Annotated in this window: 16 protein-coding genes and 2 pseudogenes; 3 read left to right on the plus strand and 15 right to left on the minus strand. The window is 66.0% G+C overall.

Annotated elements, in window-relative coordinates; all coding sequences use genetic code 11:
* Window positions 1–149: 149 nt before the first annotated feature.
* From Q331_RS0108715 to ccoN, 10 genes and pseudogenes are all read right to left on the minus strand, one after another.
* Window positions 150–578, minus strand: coding sequence for a hypothetical protein (locus tag Q331_RS0108715; protein WP_026380365.1), 429 nt, complete (start codon window positions 576–578; stop codon window positions 150–152).
* A gap of 55 nt (window positions 579–633) precedes the next feature.
* Window positions 634–780: pseudogene (gene ccoS / locus Q331_RS20720) on the minus strand (cbb3-type cytochrome oxidase assembly protein CcoS); the annotation flags it as partial.
* Window positions 777–3,101 (minus strand): heavy metal translocating P-type ATPase, encoded by a 2,325-nt coding sequence (locus tag Q331_RS20725; RefSeq protein WP_084174933.1) that lies wholly within the window; start codon window positions 3,099–3,101, stop codon window positions 777–779. The gene Q331_RS20725 and the pseudogene ccoS, both read right to left, overlap by 4 nt.
* On the minus strand, window positions 3,101–3,607 hold the full coding sequence (locus tag Q331_RS0108730) for a FixH family protein (protein ID WP_169738481.1): 507 nt from the start codon (window positions 3,605–3,607) through the stop codon (window positions 3,101–3,103). Before Q331_RS0108730 ends, Q331_RS20725 begins: the two co-directional genes overlap by 1 nt.
* Window positions 3,607–5,127, minus strand: coding sequence for a cytochrome c oxidase accessory protein CcoG (ccoG, locus tag Q331_RS0108735; protein WP_026380367.1), 1,521 nt, complete (start codon window positions 5,125–5,127; stop codon window positions 3,607–3,609). The genes Q331_RS0108730 and ccoG overlap by 1 nt, the downstream gene beginning before the upstream one ends.
* A 200-nt stretch (window positions 5,128–5,327) precedes the next feature.
* The gene (locus Q331_RS0108740; RefSeq protein WP_026380368.1) at window positions 5,328–5,924 is read right to left on the minus strand and encodes a biotin transporter BioY; all 597 of its coding nucleotides are present in this window, start codon (window positions 5,922–5,924) and stop codon (window positions 5,328–5,330) included.
* Between the two features lie 148 nt (window positions 5,925–6,072).
* On the minus strand, window positions 6,073–7,011 hold the full coding sequence (ccoP, locus tag Q331_RS0108745) for a cytochrome-c oxidase, cbb3-type subunit III (RefSeq protein ID WP_051630879.1): 939 nt from the start codon (window positions 7,009–7,011) through the stop codon (window positions 6,073–6,075).
* A 59-nt stretch (window positions 7,012–7,070) separates the two neighbouring features.
* A pseudogene (locus Q331_RS24140) lies at window positions 7,071–7,220 on the minus strand (cbb3-type cytochrome c oxidase subunit 3); the annotation flags it as partial.
* Window positions 7,221–7,224: 4 nt separating this feature from the next.
* On the minus strand, window positions 7,225–7,953 hold the full coding sequence (gene ccoO / locus Q331_RS0108755; RefSeq protein WP_034491653.1) for a cytochrome-c oxidase, cbb3-type subunit II: 729 nt from the start codon (window positions 7,951–7,953) through the stop codon (window positions 7,225–7,227).
* Between the two features lie 40 nt (window positions 7,954–7,993).
* A complete protein-coding gene (gene ccoN, locus Q331_RS0108760) occupies window positions 7,994–9,601 on the minus strand; it encodes a cytochrome-c oxidase, cbb3-type subunit I (protein WP_407637770.1) in 1,608 nt (535 codons plus the stop codon).
* A gap of 177 nt (window positions 9,602–9,778) precedes the next feature.
* Between ccoN and Q331_RS22965 the strand changes: the two genes are divergently transcribed.
* Window positions 9,779–10,438: a hemerythrin domain-containing protein gene (locus Q331_RS22965; protein ID WP_051630881.1), complete on the plus strand. Its 660-nt coding sequence runs from the start codon at window positions 9,779–9,781 to the stop codon at window positions 10,436–10,438.
* 299 nt (window positions 10,439–10,737) lie between these two features.
* On the opposite strand, the gene Q331_RS0108770 is transcribed toward Q331_RS22965, so the two are convergent.
* Window positions 10,738–11,337 carry a Crp/Fnr family transcriptional regulator gene (locus Q331_RS0108770; protein WP_407637771.1) on the minus strand — a complete coding sequence of 200 codons (600 nt, stop codon included), beginning with the start codon at window positions 11,335–11,337 and terminating at the stop codon, window positions 10,738–10,740.
* A 290-nt stretch (window positions 11,338–11,627) separates the two neighbouring features.
* Here Q331_RS0108770 and Q331_RS0108775 point away from each other — a divergent pair, with 290 nt between their 5' ends.
* Window positions 11,628–12,467 (plus strand): universal stress protein, encoded by an 840-nt coding sequence (locus tag Q331_RS0108775; RefSeq protein WP_026380374.1) that lies wholly within the window; start codon window positions 11,628–11,630, stop codon window positions 12,465–12,467.
* Between the two features lie 66 nt (window positions 12,468–12,533).
* On the opposite strand, the gene Q331_RS0108780 is transcribed toward Q331_RS0108775, so the two are convergent.
* From Q331_RS0108780 to Q331_RS0108795, 4 genes are all read right to left on the minus strand, one after another.
* A complete protein-coding gene (locus Q331_RS0108780) occupies window positions 12,534–14,948 on the minus strand; it encodes a heavy metal translocating P-type ATPase (protein WP_051630883.1) in 2,415 nt (804 codons plus the stop codon).
* A 114-nt stretch (window positions 14,949–15,062) separates the two neighbouring features.
* A complete protein-coding gene (locus tag Q331_RS0108785; RefSeq protein ID WP_026380376.1) occupies window positions 15,063–16,220 on the minus strand; it encodes an osmoprotectant NAGGN system M42 family peptidase in 1,158 nt (385 codons plus the stop codon).
* A gap of 20 nt (window positions 16,221–16,240) precedes the next feature.
* On the minus strand, window positions 16,241–18,040 hold the full coding sequence (gene ngg, locus Q331_RS20735) for an N-acetylglutaminylglutamine synthetase (RefSeq protein ID WP_034491625.1): 1,800 nt from the start codon (window positions 18,038–18,040) through the stop codon (window positions 16,241–16,243).
* 9 nt (window positions 18,041–18,049) lie between these two features.
* On the minus strand, window positions 18,050–19,825 hold the full coding sequence (locus tag Q331_RS0108795; RefSeq protein WP_026380377.1) for an N-acetylglutaminylglutamine amidotransferase: 1,776 nt from the start codon (window positions 19,823–19,825) through the stop codon (window positions 18,050–18,052).
* Window positions 19,826–20,030: 205 nt separating this feature from the next.
* Between Q331_RS0108795 and Q331_RS0108800 the strand changes: the two genes are divergently transcribed.
* Complete coding sequence (locus tag Q331_RS0108800; RefSeq protein WP_026380378.1) at window positions 20,031–21,203, plus strand: mandelate racemase/muconate lactonizing enzyme family protein; 1,173 nt, start codon at window positions 20,031–20,033, stop codon at window positions 21,201–21,203.
* The last annotated feature ends 25 nt before the right edge of the window (window positions 21,204–21,228 follow it).

Here is a 21,228-nt window from a genome sequence, read left to right on the forward strand (position 1 = left end):
CGCCTGATCGAGCCACCCCCAGAGCCGTCCAAGGACCCCAACCAAATGCTCCTGCAATGGGCGTGAAATTAAACCGGACAGCCGTGGGTCAAGCCCGGCCATGACGACGACACGGGGGAGCGAAGCGCCTTGCGCTTCGCCCCGGCGCCTCAGCCCGGCGTGAAGGAGATGACGGCCAAACAGATGGCCAGAAGCGCCGAAAGCCAGACGATGGCGACGAAGCGCTCAATCTTCTGCCGCCCTTCCCGGCTCGCCGCCGCAACCCGCGCCGCGGTGATGCGCTGCATGATATGGGCGACCGTCAGAAGCCCGACGAAGCCGAGCTTGGCGTAGAAGAAGGCGCTGACCGTCTCCTCGGCCTGGCCGTACTGGCTCCACAGCAGCGTCAGGCCGGTGATCCACACGAAGACGACGACCATGGTGGAGAAGTCGCCGAGCGTGCGGCGGGCGAGCGCCAGCGCCCTTCCCCCCTCGCCCTCGTGCCCGGCGCTGGCGCGCAGGAGGATGTAATGCGACACGGCCATGCCGGTCAGCATGGCGATCATGATGAGATGCGCCATGCGCAGGATTTCATGCATGTCCGTCTCTCTCCCCCTCCTGGCTCTTCTTTGTCGTCTCCCGCGGCGGCATCGGCGGCGTCTCCTCGTCGTCGAGAAGGATGCGCTGGGCGGCGCCCTCCAGGTCTTCGTACTGGCCGCTCTTCAAGGACCACAGAAAGGCGACAAGGCCGAGCGCTCCGAGAATGAGTGCCACGGGGATGAGATAGAGAAGGACGTTCATGCCGCCGCTTGCCGGAGCGCCGGCGCCGGCTGCGCCGGTCGCCTCGCCGGGCGGGCGCCGAGCGACAGGCGCAGCGCGTTCGCCGTCACCAGGATGGACGAGCTCGACATGGCGATGGCGGCGATCAGCGGCGTGGCGAAGCCGGCCACGGCCACCGGCACGGCGATGGCGTTGTAGCCGAGCGCGATGGCGAAATTCTCCACGATGATGCGCCGCGCCCGCCTTGCGGTCGTCACCGCCTCGGCGACCGGGGCGAGTTCGCCGGAGGAGAGCACGAAATCGGCCGCCACCTGGGTGATGTCGGAGCCGGAGGCCGGCGAGATGGAGACGGCGGCCGCCGCCAGCGCCGGCGCGTCGTTGATGCCGTCGCCGACCATCAGGGCGCTCTGCCCTTGCGCCTTCAGCCGCTCAAGCTCGGCCACCTTGTCGGCCGGGCTCATCCGTCCGCGCCATTCGGCGATGCCGAGTTCGGCGGCGACGGCCTCCACCGCCGCCTCCCGGTCGCCGGAAAGCAGCATGACGGAAAGGCCCATCGTCTTCAGGCGCTTGACGAGCTCGGCCGCGTCCGGGCGCAGCCGGTCGACGAAGCGGAAGACGAGCGGCGCCGCGCCCTCGCGGTGCAGCCAGATTTCCGAATGGGCGCCGCGCGCGGCCTGCCCGCACATTTCGCCTTCGTGCCTCTCGCCTTCATGCCTCTCGCCTTCGCCCGCCCAGCCGGCGCGGCCGAGGCGGATGCGGGCGGCGCCCGCCATGCCTTCCATGCCCGAGCCCGGCTCCTCGCGCACCTCATCAAGCGCTGCCGGGGCGATGCCGCGCGCCGCCGCCTCGCGGGCGAGCGCCCGTGCCAGCGGGTGGCGGCTTTTCTCCGCCAGCGCCGCGGCGAGCGCCCAATCCTCTGCGCGCGCTTTCGGCTCGCCCGCCATCGCCGGCTCGCCGGAGGTCAAGGTGCCGGTCTTATCGAAGACGACCGTGTCGATACCGGCGAGGCGTTCAAGGGCGCCGCCGTTCTTGACGATGACGCCGCGCCGCAAAAGCCGGCCGCTCGCCACCACCTGGGTCGCCGGCACGGCGAGGCCGAGGGCGCAGGGGCAGGTGATGATGAGCACGGCAACGGCGATCATCACCGCCTCGTGCCAGCCGACGCCGATAAAGAGCCAGAAGAGGATCGTGCCGGCGGCAAGGGCGTGCACCGCAGGCGCGTAGAGCCTCGCGGCGCGATCGGCGATGGAAACGAAGCGCCCCTTCCCCGCCTCCGCCCTCTCCATCAGGCGGATAATGTCGGCGAGTAGGCTGTCGGCGGCTTCCTTTTCCACCTTCACGCGCACCGGCCCGGTGAGGTTCAGCGTACCGGCGAAGACGCCAGCGCCGGGCCCGGCTCGCTCCGGCAGCGGCTCGCCCGTCAGCGGCGATTTGTCGACATCGCTCGCCCCGGAGACGACGATGCCGTCGAGAGGAAAGCGCTCGCCGGCTGCCACCTCGACGACGGCGCCGGGCTTCACCGCGCCGGTGCGCACCAGGCGCGTGGTGCCGTCCTCGTCCACAATCCGGGCACTGTCGGCCGACAGCGAAAGCAGCCGCGTGGCGGCGGCGCGAGCCACCCCGCGCATGCGGAAATCTAAAACGCGCCCGATGAGAAGGAAGAAGAGCAGGCCGATAGAGGCGTCGAACCAGGCATGCTCGGCCCCGACGATGGTCTCAAAAAGGCTCATCGTGGCGGCAAGGATGACGGCCAACGAGATTGGCACGTCCATATTGAGGCTTCTCGCCGACAGCGCCCGCCAGGCGGAGCGGAAGAACGGCCGGCCGGCATAGGCGATAGCCGGAAGCGCGATCATCGCCGAGATCCAGTGGAAGAGATCGCGCGTCGCCGCATCCGCCCCCGACCACACCGAGACGGACAGGAGCATGACGTTGCCGGCGGCGAAGCCGGCGACGGCCAGCGCGCGGATGAGCTCCGTTCCGGTCGCCTCATCGGCCATGTTCTTGAAGACGGCCGGATCGACCGGACGAGCCTCGTAGCCGGCCCGGCGCACCGTGGAGACCAGCCGCTCCGGCTCCACCGCGCCCTCGGCAAAGCCGATGATGAGCTTGTGCGCCGTTAAATTGGCGCGCGCCCGTTCCACGCCCTCCACGGCCTTCACCGAGCGCTCCACCTTGGAGATACAGCCGGCGCAATGCATGTCGGGCACGATCAGCGTGAGCTCTGAAAGCCCATCCTTGGCCTCGCGCAGGAAAGAAGGATCGACGCTTTCCTCGGCAGGCGCCCGGGCGCGGGCGATTTCGGCCGCGGCGATGGAGGGGCCTGCGCCGCAGCAGCTCATTATTGCGCCTTGGCGGCGACCATGACCGGCCGCGTCGTGCGAAACACCAGCTCCTCGCCGGAGCGCGCCGTGATCTCGACGATCCACCGGCCCGGGTCGAGGACGCCGGGCGCCTGGTAGATGCCTTCCACGAAGGAGAGCTGCACCCGCCGGTCCTCCTGCGCCGTCGAGGCGCGGGCGATAAGGGCAGAGACGTCGACGCCGGTGATCGGCGAGCCGGAGCGGTCGGCAAGACGCACCTTAACCACGCCGTCCCTGGCATCGAACTTCGCCTGCCAGCCGCGCTCCTCCTGCGCCCGGCTTTCCGCCAGCCAGTCGTTGTACTGCTGACTGGCGACGTAGCTGTTCTTCACAACCAGCCCGGGGAAGGTGCCCACGGCGAAGCCGGCCATAGCGAGATTGACGACGATGATGGTGCCGAAGAAGGCCGTCACGACGGCGAAGGCGTGCCAGCCGGTGAACGGGTTGTCGCTACTCACGCGCAGGAAGCGAAGCGTCTTCTTCATCATTGCTGCGGCCCGTGGAATTGCGCCTCGGCGGTATCTGCCGCGCCGCTCCCTTCATCGGTAAGCACGAAGCGGAAGTTTTCGGTGCCGGTCGCCTCCGGTTTGACCACGAAGACACGCAGTTCGCGCACGCGATCCGGTTGCACGGCCGCCTCGAAGCTTGTTCCGCGCTGCTCTTCGCCGCCCTGGAACCACATCGTGGCTTCCGGCAATCCCTCCAACTCCACGGAGAAGGTCTTCAGCTCCGGCTGCATATTGAGCAGCTTAACCGTGTAGGTGTTGCGGATCGAGCCATCCGACAGCGTGACGAAGAGCGGGTTGCGCTCCAAGAGCACATTGATGTCGAGACGGTCGCGCATGGTCAGCGTCACCAGCATGGCGATACCGATGAAGGACCACAGCGCCGTATAGATGATCGTACGCGGACGCGCGATATGAGAGATGGAGACGCGCCGCTGCTCGTTCTTGGCAGCCTCGCGCCCGTTCTTCGCGGCCGTCGCCGCATGCGCCTCGTAATCGCTCAGCGTCGTGTACGAGATCAGGCCGCGCGGCTTGTCCACCTTGTCCATGACGTTGTTGCAGGCATCGATGCACAGCGCGCAGGTAATGCACTCCAGCTGCTGGCCGTCGCGGATATCGATGCCCATCGGGCAGACGGCTACGCAGGCGTTGCAGTCGACGCAATCGCCGACATCGAGCCCTTCCTGCGCGGCCCGTTTCTGGTGCCGCGAGCGCGGTTCGCCCCGCCAGTCGTTATAGGTGACGATGAGGCTGTCTTCATCCAGCATGGCGCCCTGGATGCGCGGCCAGGGGCACATATAGGTGCAGACCTGCTCGCGCATGAAGCCGGCGAAGACATAGGTGGTGAAAGTGAGGATACCGACGGTGACATAGGCGACCGCGGGCGCCTGCCCCGTCACGAAGGCGATGGCGAGGCTCGGTGCGTCGGCGAAGTAGAAGATCCAGGCGCCGCCCGTCGCCACCGCGATCAACAGCCAGATGGCGTGCACGCTGACACGCTTGCGCAGCTTGGAGAAGCTCCATGGCGCCTTCTCCAGCCGCATGCGGGCGTTGCGATCGCCCTCGATCCAGCGCTCCACCGCCATATAGAGGTCGGTCCACACGGTCTGCGGACAGGTATAGCCGCACCAGGCACGCCCAACGACGGAGGTGATGAGGAAGAGGCCGATGCCGGCCATGATGAGCAGGCCGGCGACGTAGTAAAATTCCTGCGGCCAGATCTCGATGGAGAAGAAATAAAAGCGCCGGTTCGCCAGATCCACCAGCACCGCCTGATCCGGTGCGTTCGGCCCCCGGTCCCAGCGGACCCAGGGCGTCAGCCAGTAGATGCCGAGGGTGACAGCCATGATCCACCACTTCAGGCGGCGGAAGGCACCGGTCACCTTCGCGGGAAAGATCTTGACGCGCGCCTCGTAGAGCGAGCGCTCCGTGCTGCTGTTGACCGGATCGGCCTCGATCTGGTCGACAACCCCGCCCCCCGCGTAGGTGTCCTGGTTCATTTTGGCCATGTCGAATCCCACCGCTTCGGTCGCGGCAGTGCCTCGTCCTTAGCTTTGAAAAGGTCTAAATTGTTTGACCCATATCAACAGCAGGATGCAAGCGATCTACCCCCTCCGTCGGTGCGACAAAAGAGCGGAGACTTCCGCGGGGCCGGCCCGCAGCGGATAACGGTCGCGGCGAGCCTTCGCCGCCCGTCTGCTCAGCGCCGAAAACGGCCGATCAGGCTCCAGACAGCCGGCACGAGCGCAGCCGCCAGGCCCGCCTTGACGAGGTCGCCGAAAACGAACGGCGCGACCCCGAGCGCGAAGGCTTTCTCGGCGCCGAAGAGATAGGCGAGCCAAGCCGCGCCCAGCGCCAGGATGAGGACGCTGGCGACCAGCATCACCGCGAACAGCTTGAAGGGATCGCGGCTCCAGCCCCGATCGGCGGCCCAGCCGACGAGACCTGCGGCGGCCACGAAGCCGATAAGATAGCCGCCAGTCGGTCCCACCATGTAGGCAAGCCCGAGGCCGCGCTCCGGCGTGCCCTGAAAGACCGGCAGGCCCGTCGCGCCCTCGGCGAGATAGAGGAGAAGCGTGCCAACGGCGAGCCGGCTGCCATAGGTGGCGCCGATGAGGAGCACGACCATCGTCTGCAAGGAGATATCGACTGGCCACATCGGCACCTTGGTCTTGGCCGAGATGGTCAAGAGCGCCGTGCCGAGAAGAGCCAGCGCGAAGCCCCAGAACAGCCGCGATGCTGGCCGGTCGGAGATAACGCTGCTGGCGAGCGAACGGCTTTCGGCAAGGCTGGTCACGGGTGCACTCCCATTAAGACGAAATCTATTGGAGGTCGTGAATAAACCTTCCGGCGATGAAAGAGCAAGCGGCACGACAAATGCAAAAGCGCCGCGCCCGATGAAAGGCGCGGCGCTCAGGTCGCTGTGAGCGGCGTGAAAGCACGGCCTAGTTGGCCGAAACCTCCTCTGCGCTCTGGCCACCGCCCAGGCCGTGCACGTAGATGGCAAGCTGCTTGATCGTCACCTCGTCGAGACGCCCTGTCCAGGCCGGCATGACGCCGTGCTTGGGATTGTAGATCTGCGAGGCGATCACCTCCGGCTCGCTGCTGTAGAGCCAGACCGCGTCGTTGAGAGCCGGCGCGCCCAGCATCGGCTGGCCCTCGCCGCTTTCGCCGTGGCACACGGCACAGTTGTCGACATAGAGTTGGCTGCCGGTCTCCGCGACTGCCGCGTCATGCTCCTGACCTGAGAGCGACAGAACGAACTGGGTGATGGCGGCGATCTGGTCGTCGTCCAACAAGCCGTCGCGCCCGAAGGCCGGCATCTCGGAAATCCGGGTGTCGGGATCCTGGTCGTACCGCACGCCATGGCGGATGGTCGCGGCGATCTCCTCCAGCGTGCCGCCCCAGATCCAGTCGTCGTCGTTGAGATTGGCATAGCCGAACCCGCCCTCGGCGCCGGAGCCGTGGCACTGCACGCAGTTCACCTTGAAGGCGGACTGGCCGCCGCGAAAGGCAATCTGGGAAAGCTCGCGATCGGCGCGGATATCCTCCAGCGGCAGGGAGCGGATTTGCTCCATCACGGCCTGCCGCCCGGCCTCCACCTCCGATAATTCGCGGGCGATGGCAGCACGCGAGTTCCAACCCAGCAGGCCTGTTGTCCCATCCTTGATGAGAGGGATAGAGGGATAGAGGATCATGTAGACGACGGCGAAGACGACCGAGCCGTAGAAAACCCACAGCCACCAGCGCGGCAGCGGGTTATTGAGCTCGCGGATGCCGTCCCATTCGTGGTCGGTCAGCGCCTGGCCGGTGACCTTGTCGATGTCGGGCCCGGCATGCTGGCCTTTCGCCTCACTGGGCTTGTTGTCTGCGTTCGTGGCCATCACTTGTCTCCACGTCCGTGCCTGTTCTCGTGCCCCCGATCGTCGGCGGCCGGCCGGTCCTCATGCTTGAAGGGAATGTCCGCCTGGTCGCGGTAGACGCGCTTGGAGCCGGGCCGGAAGACCCAGACAAGCACCGTCAGGAACACCAGGAACAGGAAGAGAAGCCCCCAGCTATCGGCGAAATGGCGAAGGGTATCGTAGGTGCTCATCGGCTCACCGCAGGTTTTCTTCTGCGAGCGGCTCGTAGCTGGTGAAGTCGACCAGCGTGCCGAGCATCTGCAGATAGGCCACCAGCGCGTCCATCTCCGTCACCCGGTCCGGATCGCCGTCGAAATGGCGCACCTGAACCTTCGGGTAACGCTCCTCCAGGCCGGAAGTGTCGCCGAAAGGATCGAGCTGAGCGAGAAGATCCGCCTTGGCGTTGTCGATCATCTCCTGGGAATACGGCACCCCGACCAGGGCGTTCGCCCTCAGATGCGAGGCGATGTCGTCCGTCTTCAACTCGTTCTCGTAGAGGAAGGCATAGCTCGGCATGATCGATTCCGGCACCACCGAGCGCGGCTCGATCAGGTGCTCCACATGCCAGCTGTCGGAATAGCGGTTGCCGACACGGGCCAGATCCGGGCCGGTGCGCTTGGAGCCCCACTGGAAGGGATGGTCGTACATCGATTCCGCGGCCAGCGAGTAGTGCCCGTAGCGCTCCACCTCATCGCGCATCGGCCGCACCATCTGCGAATGGCAGACATAGCAGCCCTCGCGCACATAGATGTTGCGCCCGGCCAGCTCCAGCGGCGTGTAGGGCCGCATCCCCTGCACCTTCTCGATGGTGTTTTTCACGTAGAAGAGGGGGACGATCTCCACGATGCCGCCGACGGTCACCACCAGGAAGGAGAGCACCAGGAGAAGGGTGACGTTGCGCTCCACCTTATGGTGGTGGCGCATGATGAACTTGGTTAAAGGATCGAGCACCTTCGTCTCCCTCTCACTCGGCCGGCTCGACCGCAGCGCCCATCGGCTTTTCCTGCCGTATGTCGCCGCGGATCGTCTTGTAGATGTTGAAGGCCATGATCACGGCGCCGGTCAGGTAGAGGACGCCGCCAAGGCCGCGGATGATGTAGTAGGGATGCATGGCGGCGACGGTCTCCACGAAGGAATAGACCAGGAAGCCCTCGGCATTATACTCGCGCCACATCAGGCCCTGCATGATGCCCGACACCCACATGGAGGCGGCGTAGAGGACGATGCCGATGGTGGCGAGCCAGAAGTGCCAGGAAACGAGGCGCAGTGAGTAGAGCCTCTGCCGGTGCCAAAGCCGCGGCACCAGGAAGTAGACGGCGCCGAAGGAGATCATCCCGACCCAGCCAAGGGCGCCGGAATGCACGTGGCCGATCGTCCAGTCGGTGTAGTGCGACAGCGAATTGACCGCCTTGATCGACATCATCGGGCCCTCGAAGGTCGACATGCCGTAGAAGGCGACAGCGATCACCATCATGCGGATGATCGGGTCGGTGCGCAGCTTGTCCCAGGCGCCCGAGAGCGTCATCAGGCCGTTGATCATGCCGCCCCATGAGGGCATCCACAGCATGATCGAGAAGACCATGCCGAGCGTCTGCGCCCAATCGGGCAGCGCCGTGTAATGCAGATGGTGCGGACCGGCCCAGATATAGAGGAAGATCAGCGACCAGAAATGAATGATGGAGAGGCGGTAGGAATAGACCGGCCGCTCCGCCTGCTTGGGGATGAAATAGTACATCATCCCCAGGAAGCCCGCGGTCAGGAAGAAGCCGACGGCGTTATGGCCGTACCACCATTGGGTCAGCGCGTCCTGCACGCCGGAGAAGATCGGATAAGACTTCGACCCGAGCCAGGAGACCGGCATGGCGAGGTTGTTGACCACGTGCAGCATGGCGATGGTGACGATGAAGGAGAGATAGAACCAGTTCGCCACGTAGATGTGCGGCTCTTTCCTCTTCGCCAGGGTGCCGAGAAAGACGACGAGATAGGCGACCCAGACGACGGTCAGCAGCAGGTCGATGTACCATTCCGGCTCGGCGTATTCCTTCGACTGGGTGACGCCGAGGAGGTAGCCGGTGGCCGCCAGCACGATGAACAGCTGATAGCCCCAGAAAACAAACCAGGGCAGCGCCCCGCCGAACAATCGCGCCCCCGTGGTGCGCTGCACCACGTAGAAGGAGGTGCAGATGAGCGCGTTACCGCCGAAGGCGAAGATGACCGCCGAGGTGTGCAGCGGCCGCATCCGGTTGAAGTTGAACCAGGGCTCCACGTTGAGGTCGGGATAGGCGAGCTGGAAGGCGATGAAGACGCCGACGGTGAGGCCGATCACGGCCCAGAACATGGTGGCGATCGCGCCGGCGCGAATCACGTCGTCCATGTAGCTGGCTTCGCGCTCGCGAAGCGGGATGTCCCTTGCGCGCACATCCATGGTCTTCAGCCGCCAGCCGGCACCGACGAGCGCCAGGACGGCGACGATCGCCATATGCACCGCAAATTGCGTGTCGTGCGCCTTGACCGATCCCATCAGCGCCAGAAGCGCGATCAGGAACAGACCGCCCCCTTGTGCCATCGCCATGGCCTCTTCTCCTCAACATTACGCCAACCGGCGCGTGGCCGCGCACTGGAAGGCTTCTAAGCAAGCTATGGCGGCAAGCCCGACCACAACCCTTGACCCAGATCAAGTTCCAAAAGGCGCAGTTCCGGCAACATCACCAACTGAAGAGAGGGCACAGCTCGGGAAGGATTTCCCCTCATGCCGCCGCAGAAACAGCAACTGGAAGCGCTCATCGCATGCGCGGCCAAGGCGCCGGCTGCGGAGGCTATCCGATTGGACCCATTCCAACTTATCGCTTTTGAGCACGCTCTGCAGGAGCGGCTGTGCGATTTGTTGGAGGCCATAGCCGACGCGCTGCCCAATCAGGTTTTGCTCGACGCGGCCGACGCGGCTGCGACAACATTGCGCACGTATTTCCCCGCTCATTTGAAGCTGGAGAACGACATTCTCTTCCCGGCGCTGACGGCGCCGTGCCGAGCTGATCGTTCGGTGCGCGAGGCGATCGCGCTGGCGCGCTCCGAGCACGATGCCGACGAGGCGAGCGCGCTGGAGCTGGCGGAGGCGCTGGCCAATCGCGACGAGGAGGGCCGCTACCGCGAGGCGGAGGCGCTCGGCTATCTCTTGCGCTCCTTTTTCGAGCAGCAGCGCCGTCATATCGCCTGGGAGGAGACGGTGGTCTTCCCGATGGCTCGCTCCTGCTTCAGCGCGGCCTCCAAGGCCGACCTTGCCGCCGCGCTTCTGCGCCATCGCATGCGCTGCGAATGCCTGCCGCTGGTCTCGCTGCTGGCGCCGCAGAAAAAGCCGTGCAACGGCAATTGCGCCGATTGCGAGGAAAAACCGGCAAGCGCCATCGCCTGAAGGGCGAATTCTGGCCCCCCGGCGGTCGGCGATCAGCCACGAGGACGACCCATTCATCGCCAACGGATGTGAGCGCCGAGCACGGAGGCGCCCTGCCTCACGCCCTGAAAGCGTCGTGGCTCATTCGCTTTGAAAGCAGATCGGGGCCCTGCCATGGCGTCAGGGAAGGGGCGTCAGGGAAGGGGCGCAGGTTCTCAGAAGAACGCGGCGACCCCGCCTTCTATCCAAAAAGGCTTCCGGCTCTGCCGCAGACCGCTGCGCCTTTGCCCGGCTCCGCTGCGAACCAGCGCGCCCCCGCCTCAATCGCCGGTTTCGGCCGCCAGGAGCTCCATATCCGGCACGCGGATACGCCGGTTCTGCTCCACGCGGATGACGCCGGAGCTCTTCAGCTTGGTGAGCTGGCGCGACACCGTCTCGATGGTGAGGCCGAGGAAATCGGCGATCTCCGCGCGCGTCAGCGGCAAATCGAAGCCCGCCTCGCTTTCCGCCTCGCCCTCCAGTTCCTCGCCTTTCGGCGTATGGCGAGCGATCATGAGAAGGAAGGTGGCGACCCGCTCGCGCGCCGTCTTGCGCCCCAGCGTCAACAGAAGGTCGCGCGCATCGTCGAGCTCTGCGAGCGCCTGCAGATAGAGCCGGTGCTCCAGGCCGGAGGATTGCTCGATCATCCGCTCCAGGAGGTTGCGCGGGAAGGTGCACAGAACGGTGGCGGTCACCGCTTCCGCCTTCAGCGAACTCTCCGGCGAGAAGGGCCGGCCGACGAAATCGGGGGCGAATTGCAGGCCGACGATCTGCTGGCGCCCATCGGGGAGCATCTTGGAGAGCTTCACCACCCCGGCAAGAATGTTGGAGTAGGAGGTCGTCGGCTCCTCCGCATCCAGGAGGGTTTTGCCCGCTTCCACCACCTGCTTGTGCGAGCGGCGGGAGAGCTCGGCGAGTTGGTCAGCATCCAGAGCGCCGCAGATTCCGCGATGCCGAGCCTTGCAAGCCCGGCACAGATCAGGCACTGGATCGTTCTCAAGCGGAGCGCGCTTCAAGACCTTCATCATAAGGGAGTCATATCGACGAAGCCGTTGCAATTCCAGAGGTTCCTTGATCCTGATCAACGCGTCAATTCGGCACCGAAAAATAGGCTCGATATCGTGCCGGATTCCATGCCCCCTGTCCCTGCCAGTGACGAAAGGAAAGCGCCGTGAGCAGCCGTTACCCCCTTGGGACGATCATGGTTCACCTGCCTTCGGTGGACACCATCCCGCGCTTGATGAACGTTGCCGCGCCGATCGCCCGTTCGCATTCGGCCCATCTCGTCGGCCTGCACCTCATCCCACGCATCCCGCCCGATGTCGTCGACCCGCTCGGCGGGGAATGGCTGTCCATGCAAATGCAGCGCGACAACCAGATCGCCGAGGAGATCGGCACCGCCTTCGATCGTGCAGCAAGCGCGGAGGACCTCGCCTATTCCTGGCTGCAGCTCGACGCGCGTGACGTCAATGCAACGCAATTGGCCGTGCGCACCTGCCGCAACGCCGATCTCGTCGTCGCCTCACAGGCAAGCGACGACCTTCCCTCCTATTACCGGCCGGAGGATATCGTGCTCGGGGCCGGGCGTCCGGTGCTGGTCGTGCCGACCGCCGGCAATTTCGGCGAGATCGGCAACAACGTGCTGATCGCCTGGAACGGCAGCCGCGAGGCCGCCCGCGCCGCCTTCGACACCCTGCCGCTGATCCAGAAGGGCGCCAAGGTGCAGATCCTGTCCGTCAATGCCGGCCACAAGGAGCCGGGTCACGGCCTGGTGCCGGGCGACGCGCTTGCCCGCACGCTGGCGCGCCACGGTCTCAACGTGGAGGCGATGACCTCGCGTCCGGACCGGACCTCGGTCGGCGGCGAGATATTGAACCGTGCCTCCGATCTGGGTTCCGATCTCATCGTCATGGGCTGCTACGGCCATTCGCGCTTGCGCGAGACGGTGTTCGGCGGCGCCACCCAGTCGATCGTCGACCAGATGACCGTGCCGATCCTGATGTCGCACTGATCGCCTTCAGCGATCGCCCCCGCCGCGGTGGGGATTGTCGGGCGGCCCTTGCGGCCGCCCTTTTCGTTACAGCCGTATCTGCCTGAGCCGTAGCGCGTTGCCGACGACGGAAACGGAGGAGAAGCTCATCGCCGCCGCCGCGATCACCGGCGACAGCAATATGCCGATGAACGGATAGAGCACGCCCGCCGCGATCGGCACGCCCAGCGTGTTATAGCCGAAGGCGAAGACGAGGTTCTGGCGGATGTTGCGCAGCGTCGCGCGGGCCAGATGCCGGGCCTGGGCAACGCCGTTGAGATCGCCGCGCATCAGCGTCATGCCCGCACTCTCCACCGCGACATCCGCGCCCGCGCCCATCGCGATGCCGACATCGGCCGCCGCCAGCGCCGGCGCGTCGTTCACCCCGTCGCCGGCCATGGCGACTTTGGCGCCCTCGCGCTTCAACTCGTTGACGATGGTCTGCTTGTCTTCCGGCAGCACCTCCGCGCGCACCTCGTCGATGCCGAGCTTTTTCGCCACCGCCTCTGCGGTGGCACGGTTGTCGCCGGTCGCCATGACGATGCGCATACCCTGGCGATGCAGTGCCTTGATTGCCTCCGCGCTCGTGGCCTTCACCGGGTCGGTAACGGCGATGAGGCCGAGAAGCATCTTGTCGGCGGCGGCGAACATCACCGTCTCGCCCTCGCCGCGGCGCGCCGCGGCCTTTTCGGCGAGCGCGCCGACATCGACGCCCAGCCCGCGCATCAGCGCCTCGTTGCCGAGCGCGACGGCGCGACCATCGACGCGGCCGGTAACGCCCTTGCCGGTTATGGCCTCAAAATCCTCCGCGCGGATGGGGCGGGCGTCCTGTTCCTCCGCCCCCTTGACGATCGCCTCCGCCAGCGGATGCTCGCTCGCAGCTTCCAGCGAGGCGGCCAGCTGCAGCAACTCTTCCTGCGAGCCGCCGGTAACCGTCTCCACCGCGACGAGCCGCGGCTTGCCCTCCGTCAGGGTGCCGGTCTTGTCGACGACGAGCGTGTCGACATGCGCCATCCGCTCCAGGGCCTCGGCGTTCTTGATGAGAATGCCGGCCTGGGCGCCGCGTCCGGTCGCCACCATGACCGATATCGGCGTCGCCAGGCCGAGCGCGCAGGGACAGGCGATGATAAGCACGCTGACCGCCGCCACCAGCGCATAGGCAAGCTGCGGCGCCGGCCCGATGAAGAGCCAGGCCAGGAAGGCGACGACGGCGACCGCAACGACGGAGGGGACGAAATAGCCGGCAACGCGGTCGGCAAGGCCCTGGATGGGCGCGCGCGAGCGCTGCGCCTCCGCCACCATGGCGACGACCTGCGACAGCGTCGTCTCCGCGCCGGTGCGGTCGACCTGCATGTCGAAGCTGCCGCGGCTGTTGGCCGTGCCGCCGGTCACCCGGTCGCCCTCGGCCTTCTCCACCGGCACCGATTCGCCGGTCAGCATGGATTCGTCGACCGAGCTGCGGCCGGAAACCACCAAGCCGTCGATCGGCACCGTATCGCCGGGGCGCACGCGCAGGATGTCGCCCTTCTTCACCTCGGCGAGCGGCACTTCCTGCGTGCCGCCGTCCTCCTTCACCCTCATCGCCTGCTTCGGCGAAAGGTCCATCAGCGCCCGAATCGCGCCGCCGGTGCGCTCGCGCGCCCGAAGCTCCAGGATCTGGCCGAGAAGCACGAGAACGATGATCACCGCCGCCGCCTCGAAATAGACCGGCACAACGCCGTGTTCCAGCATCGCTCGCGGGAAGACGCCTGGCACCAGCACGGCGACAAGCGAGTAGAGAAAAGCCGCGCCGGTGCCGATGGCGATCAGCGTGAACATGTTGAGGCGGCGCGTCACGATGGAGCGCCAGCCGCGCTCGAAGAAGGGCAGGCCGGAATAGAGCACCACCGGCAGGGCGAGGACCAGCTGCAGCCATTGCTCGGCCCGCGGCTCCAGAAAGGGCAACACGTCGATATTGAGGACATGTCCGCCCATCTCCACCACCAGGAGGATGAGAGCGAGCGGCGCGCCGATCCAGAAGCGGCGCGTGAAATCGATGAGTTCCGGGTTAGGTCCGTCGACCGGCACGCCCATCGGCTCCAGTGCCATACCGCAGATCGGGCAGGTTCCTGGGCCCTCCTGCACGATCTCCGGGTCCATCGGACAGGTATAGAGCGTGCCTGGGGGCGCCTCCTCCGCTTCCGCGCCGACGCCGGAGAGATATTTCTGCGGATCGGCGAGGAATTTCTCGCGGCACCCTTCGCGGCAGAAATGGTAGACGCGGCCCTCATGCTCGGCCCACGGTTTGCCGGCATTGGGGTCGACCTTCATGCCGCAAACGGGATCGACAAGGAGAGCCGGGCTCACCTCGGCCGCCTCGTCATGATGATGGCCGCCGCAACACGCACCCGGCTCGGTCTTGCCGCTGTGGCAAGAATGCGTCTCCTGCTGCTTGCGATCTTTGCTGTCCGCGCGCTCGGTCATCGGGATTGACTATCCTTCCTGTCGTGCGGACAAGCAGATGGGCCTTCCAGACAATGGAAGGTCAAGAGGGGCCTCCCCCGCGCCCCCGGCCGGTCCGGCCGGGGCAAGCTCGCTTCAGGGCAGCACGACCGGATCCTCGCGCGCTTCCTCCGCCTCCTCGTCCTCGGTCGGCTGGTGCGTGAAGCCCTTCAGCGAGCCGAGCTCGTTGCGGTCGCGCTGGATCTCCAGCGGGCTGGTCACATAGGCCGTGACGAGTTCGGCGAGCGAGCGCAGCGCGTGCATGTGGATGCGCTCATAGCCGTGGCTGGCATCGATGCCGAAAGTGATCAGGGCGGCGCGCACATCGGCGCCCGATTCCAGCGCCGAGGCGGAATCGGAACGATAGTGGCGGAAGATGTCCTTCTGGTAGCGGATCTCGTTGTCGGCGCACAACCGCGCCAGTTTGCGCGTCAGATGGTAGTCGAAGGGCCCGGTCTGATCGGCCATGGCGATGGTGACACCGAATTCGGAGGAATTCTGCCCCGGCGCCGTCGTGCCGTTGTCGAGCGTCACCATGGAGGCGACGTCGTGCGAGAGGATGGCCGAAGCGCCCACCCCCACCTCCTCGGCGATGGTGAGCAAAAAATGGATGTCGACCGGCGTCACCGCATGCTCGCGCACCATTGCTTCGATGGCGGCCAGCATCACCGCCACCCCCGCCTTGTTGTCGAGGTGCCGGGAGACGATGAAGCCGTTCTCCACGAATTCCGGCTGCGGATCGATGGCGACCATATCGCCGACTTCCACCCCGAGCTTTTCCAGCGAGGCGCGGTCGGTCGCCGGTCCGTCGATACGAAGCTCCACATATTCCCAGCCGACGGGCAGCGTATCGACCTCGTCGGCGAACGTGTGGCCGGAAGCCTTCACCGGCAGGATGGTGCCGCGATAGGAGCCGTGATCGGTGAAGATCGTCGCCCGCGCGCCTTCCGCAAAGCGCGCCGACCAGTGCCCGACCGGCACCAGTTCCAGCCGGCCGTTATCCTTCAGAAACTTCACCTGCGCGCCGAGCGTGTCGAGATGGGCGACGATGGCGCGGGCGGCCTTGCGGCGCGAGCCCTGGTAGATGGCGCGGATGGCGCCGCGGCGGGTGAGCTCGTAGCCCACGCCGAGCCGCTCCAGCTCCTCGCAGCAATCGCGCACGATCGTGTCGGTGTAGCCGGTCGGGCTCGGAATGGCGAGAAGATGCGCCAGGCGGTCGGCGAGATAATCGGTGTCGATCGCAAGGCGCGGCATGGCTTTCTCTCCTCGTTCGCTCAGGCCTCGACCCTCCTTTCCTGGGCAAGGCGTGCCGAAGCCGGCATGGAGAGCGGGAAAAGGAGGTCCACGAAGCGCTGTGCCGTCGGTTGCGGCTCGTGATTGGCAAGACCAGGCCGCTCGTTGGCTTCGATGAAGACATAATCCGGCTCGTGCGGCGCCGTCACCATCAGATCGATGCCGACCACAGGAATGTCGATGCTGCGCGCCGCGTTGATCGCCGCCTCGACCAGCGTTGGATGCACCTGGGCGGTAACGTCATGGATGGTGCCGCCGGTATGCAGATTGGCCGATTTGCGCACCTGCAAGCGCTCCCCCTTCGGCAACACCGAGCTCATCTCGTAGCCGCCGCGCTTCACGCAGCGCTCCGTCTCCGCGTCGACCGGGATGTTCGATTCGCCCCCCGTCGCCGCCGCCCGCCGACGGCTCTGCCGCACGATCAGCTTCTCCACCGTGCTGGTGCCGTCGCCCAGAACCTCCGCCGGACGGCGCACCGCCGCGGCGACGAGGCGGAAGTTGATGACGATGAGCCTCAGATCCTCGCCCTTGAAATAGGATTCCAGGATCACCCGGTCGGAGGATTTCTTCGCCTCCGCGATCGCCGCCTTGACGTCCGTGAAGTCGTCGAGATCGACGGCGACCCCCCTACCCTGTTCGCCGCGCGCCGGCTTCACGACGACGCTGCCATGCTCTTTCAAGAAGCCCTTGATCGCTTCCTCGCCGGCCGCCTCCATCTGCGCCGGCACCTTCACCCCGGCCTTTTCCACCAGCCGCCGGGTCGCCGCCTTGTCGTCGCAGAGCGACATCGCGACCGCGCTGGTCAGCTCCGACAGGCTTTCGCGGCAGCGCACCGACCGCCCGCCGGAGGAGAGGCGGAAGAAGCCTGCCGCATCGTCGATGATCTCAACGCCGATGCCGCGCCTGCGTGCCTCGTCGACGATGATCTTGGCGTAGGGGTTGAGATTGGCCGACGGATCGGGGCCGGAATACAGCCGCTCGTTGATCGGGTTCTTGCGCTTCACCGCGAAGACCGGGATGCGGCGGAAGCCGAGCTTCTCGTAGAGCGCGATCGCCCGCTCGTTATCGTGCAGGACGGAAAGGTCCATATAGGTGGCGCCACGCGCCAGGTAGTGCTCGGCGAGCCGGCGCACCATCGCCTCGCCGATACCCGGATGGCGGGCCTGCCCATCCACGGCCAGGCACCAGAGCGAGGAGCCTCGCTCGGGATCCTTGAAGGCCCGCGCATGGTCGATGCCGGTTACCGTGGCGAGCACCTCGCCGGTCTCGTCGTCCTCAGCGACGAAATAGGTCAGCGCCCGGCTGTCGCGCTTGGACCAGAAGAATTCCGGGTTCATCTGCACCATGTTGTGGCTGCCGTAGATGCGGTTCACCGCCTCCGCATCGGCGAGCGAGGTCAGCCGGCGCACGAAAAAGCCCGGCAGCTTGCGCCATTTCGGCCGATAGGTGGTCAGGTCGAGCCGATAGGTGTGCGAGGGATCGAGGAACAATTCGTTGGGCGCCGCCGCCAGCAGCACATGCGGATCGCGCACATAGAAGGCGATATCGCGCTGCTCCAGCCCTTCGGCGCGCAGCCTGTCGATAATCGCCTCGTTGCTTTGGAAGGTTTGGGTGAACAGGACCCGGCCCCAGCCGCATTCCACGACCGCATCTTGCACGATATCGCTGTCGTCCATGTCCTCATGCACGGGCCGCGCGCCTTGCTCGCGCAGCCGCACCAGCCGCTGCCCCAGTGCTCCAGCACGCTTGCTCGGCCGATTGCGTTCTGCGCGACGCGCCATTTCCGCCCCCTAAAGCTCGTGGTTCTGCAGCCAAAGCTCCAGGAGCCCTACCTGCCAGAGCTCTGAGCCCCTGAGCGGCGTGATATGCGCCGACGGCTCCTCAAACAGCGCCTGCAGGTAATCCTCCCGAAAGAGACCGCGTTCACGCGCCGGCTGGCTGGTCAGGGCGTCGCGCACCATGTCGAGCGTGTCGCCGGAGATGTATTTCAGGGCCGGCACCGGAAAATAGCCTTTCTCGCGGTCCACCACCTCGCGCGGCACCACCTCGCGCGCCACCGCCTTCAATACGCCCTTGCCGCCATCGGCGAGCTTGTGCTCCGGCGGGATGCGCGCGGCAAGTTCGGCAAGCTCGTGGTCGAGGAAAGGCACACGCGCCTCCAGCCCCCAGGCCATGGTCATGTTGTCGACCCGCTTCACCGGATCGTCGACCAGCATGATGGTGGAATCAAGCCTCAAGGCCTTGTCCACCGGATCCTCCGCCCCGGCGCGGTTGAACTGCGCCTCCACGAAGGCCCGCGCCTCGTCGCGCGCCAGCATCCATTCCGGCGAAAGATGGCGTGCCAGCTTGTCGTGGTCGCGGTCGAAGAAGACCTTGGCGTAGTCGCCGGCCGGATCGTTGGAGGCGGCCAGCGGCGGATACCAATGGTATCCGCCGAAGACCTCGTCGGCGCCCTGGCCGGACTGCACCACCTTGATATGCTTCGCCACCTCTCGGGAGAGCAGGTAGAAGCCGATATTGTCGTAGGAGACCATCGGCTCCGACATGGCGGCAATCGCGCCCGGCAGCTCCTTCAGAAGGTCGGATGAGGGCACGAAGAGCTTGCGATGGTCGGTCTGAAACCGCTCCGCGATGATGTCCGAATAAACGAATTCGTCGCCCTTCTCGCCATGCGCCGCCTCAAACCCGATGGAGAAGGTCATCAGGCCCTTCTGGCCGGCTTCCGCGAGAAGGCCGACGATGAGTGAGGAATCGACGCCGCCGGACAGGAGCACGCCGACCGGCACGTCGGCCACCATGCGCCGCTCGACGGCCTTCTTCAGCGCATCGAGCACCATGTCGCGCCATTCCTCGAAAGGCCGCGTGATTTCCTCCGAGCTGCGCTCGAAGGCGGGATCCCAATAGACCTTCTCGCGGCTCGTCCCGTCCGCCTCGATCACCTTGACGGTGGCGGGCGGCAGCTTCCTGACACCCTTGAGCATGGTGTAGGGCGCCGGCACCACCGCGTGGAAACTCATGTAGAATTGCAGCGCCACCGGATCGATCGCCGTGTCGACGCCGCCCGCCGCCACCAGCGCCGGCAGCGAGGAGGCGAAGCGCAGCCACTTGCCGTTCTCGGCGAGATAGAGCGGTTTGATGCCGAAGCGGTCGCGCGCCAACACCACGCGGCCGCTCTCGCGCTCGTGGATGGCGAAGGCGAACATGCCGTGGAAGCGGTTGACGCAATCCTCGCCGAAAGCGTGATAGGCTTTCAGGATCACTTCCGTGTCGCCGGAGGAAAAGAAGCGGTAGCCCTTGCCTTCCAGCTCCGCGCGCAGCTCCTTGTAGTTGTAGACGCAGCCGTTGAAGACGATGGTCAGGCCGAGATCGGGGTCGCTCAGCGGCTGCTCGGAGCGCGCCGACAGGTCGATGATCTTCAGTCGCCGATGACCGAACGCCACCGCACCGCGCATGATCGCGCCGGAAGCGTCGGGGCCGCGCGCTGCAAGCACGTCGAGCATGCGTCCGATGGAAGAAGGGTCGGCCGGTGAGCCATCGAAGCTCACTTCGCCGCAAATGCCGCACATGGGGAAATGTCTCTGCTGGTTGGCTGTCGTGGTGACGGGCTTGCCCGTCTTTTTAGTGATTGAGACCGAAAGGTCAAAAAACCCCGCCGCCGCAAGCGCGGCTCGCGCGCCCGACGAAGCCCGTCAGCCCTGGCCAGAACCGGCCGCTATGCCCTAGAAACCTATGGGCAAACTTGCCTTTTCCGTGCCTCCGAAGGAACCCTGCGTGCAGATCACCGACATTCGCGAGACGGTCGTGCCGATCGCCTCGCCCATCAAGAACGCCTATATCGATTTCTCCAAGATGACGGCGAGCGTCGTCGCGCTCGTCACCGATGTGGTGCGCGACGGCGAGCCGGTGATCGGCTACGGCTTCAACTCCAACGGTCGTTACGGCGCCAGCGGACTTCTGCGCGAGCGCTTCATCCCGCGCCTCAAAGAGGCCGATCCGGCGCGGCTCCTCAACGACGCCGGCGACAATCTCTCACCGGAGCGCATCTTCGACACGCTCATGGCCAACGAGAAGCCCGGCGGCCATGGCGAGCGCTCCGTCGCCGTCGGCGTCATCGACATGGCGGTCTGGGATGCGGTCGCCAAGATCGCCGGCAAACCGCTCTACCGGCATCTCGCCGATGCCTATGGAGACGGCACGGTCGATGCGGACGCGTTCGTTTATGCGGCCGGCGGCTATTACTATCCCGGCAAGGGCCTCGCCGCGCTTCAGGACGAGATGCGCCGCTACCGCGACCTGGGCTACGAGGTCGTCAAGATGAAGATCGGCGGCGCCCCACTGGCAGAGGACATCGCCCGTATCGAGGCGGTCTTGGAGGTGGTGGGCGAGGGCCGCTATCTCGCCGTCGACGCCAATGGCCGTTTCGACCTTGAAACGGCGATCGCCTATGCCGAGGCGATGCGGCCCTACGATCTGTTCTGGTACGAGGAGGCGGGCGACCCTCTCGACTACGCGCTCCAGGCCGAACTCGCCCGCCATTACGACGGACCGATGGCGACGGGCGAGAACCTCTTCTCCCACCAGGATGCCCGCAACCTCCTGCGCTATGGCGGCATGCGGCCGGATCGCGACGTGCTGCAATTCGACTGCGCCCTCTCCTATGGGCTCGTCGAATACATGCGCACGCTTCAGCTTCTGCCCGAATATGGCTTCACCGGCCGCAACGTCGTCCCGCATGGCGGCCATCAGCTCTCGCTCAACATCGCCGCCGGCCTGAAGCTCGGCGGCAACGAATCCTACCCGGAGGTCTTCGCGCCATTCGGCGGCTTCGCCGATGCGCTGAGCGTCGCGAACGGCCGGGTCGGGCTGCCGGACGCGCCGGGGATCGGCTTTGAGGCGAAGGCGAAACTGATCGACACGCTGCGCCGGGCGACCGGCACCGGCTGATCGCCTCTTCAACACATCCCCTCTT

The sequence above is a fragment of the Afifella pfennigii DSM 17143 genome (assembly GCF_000688515.1).
GTDB lineage: Bacteria > Pseudomonadota > Alphaproteobacteria > Rhizobiales > Afifellaceae > Afifella > Afifella pfennigii.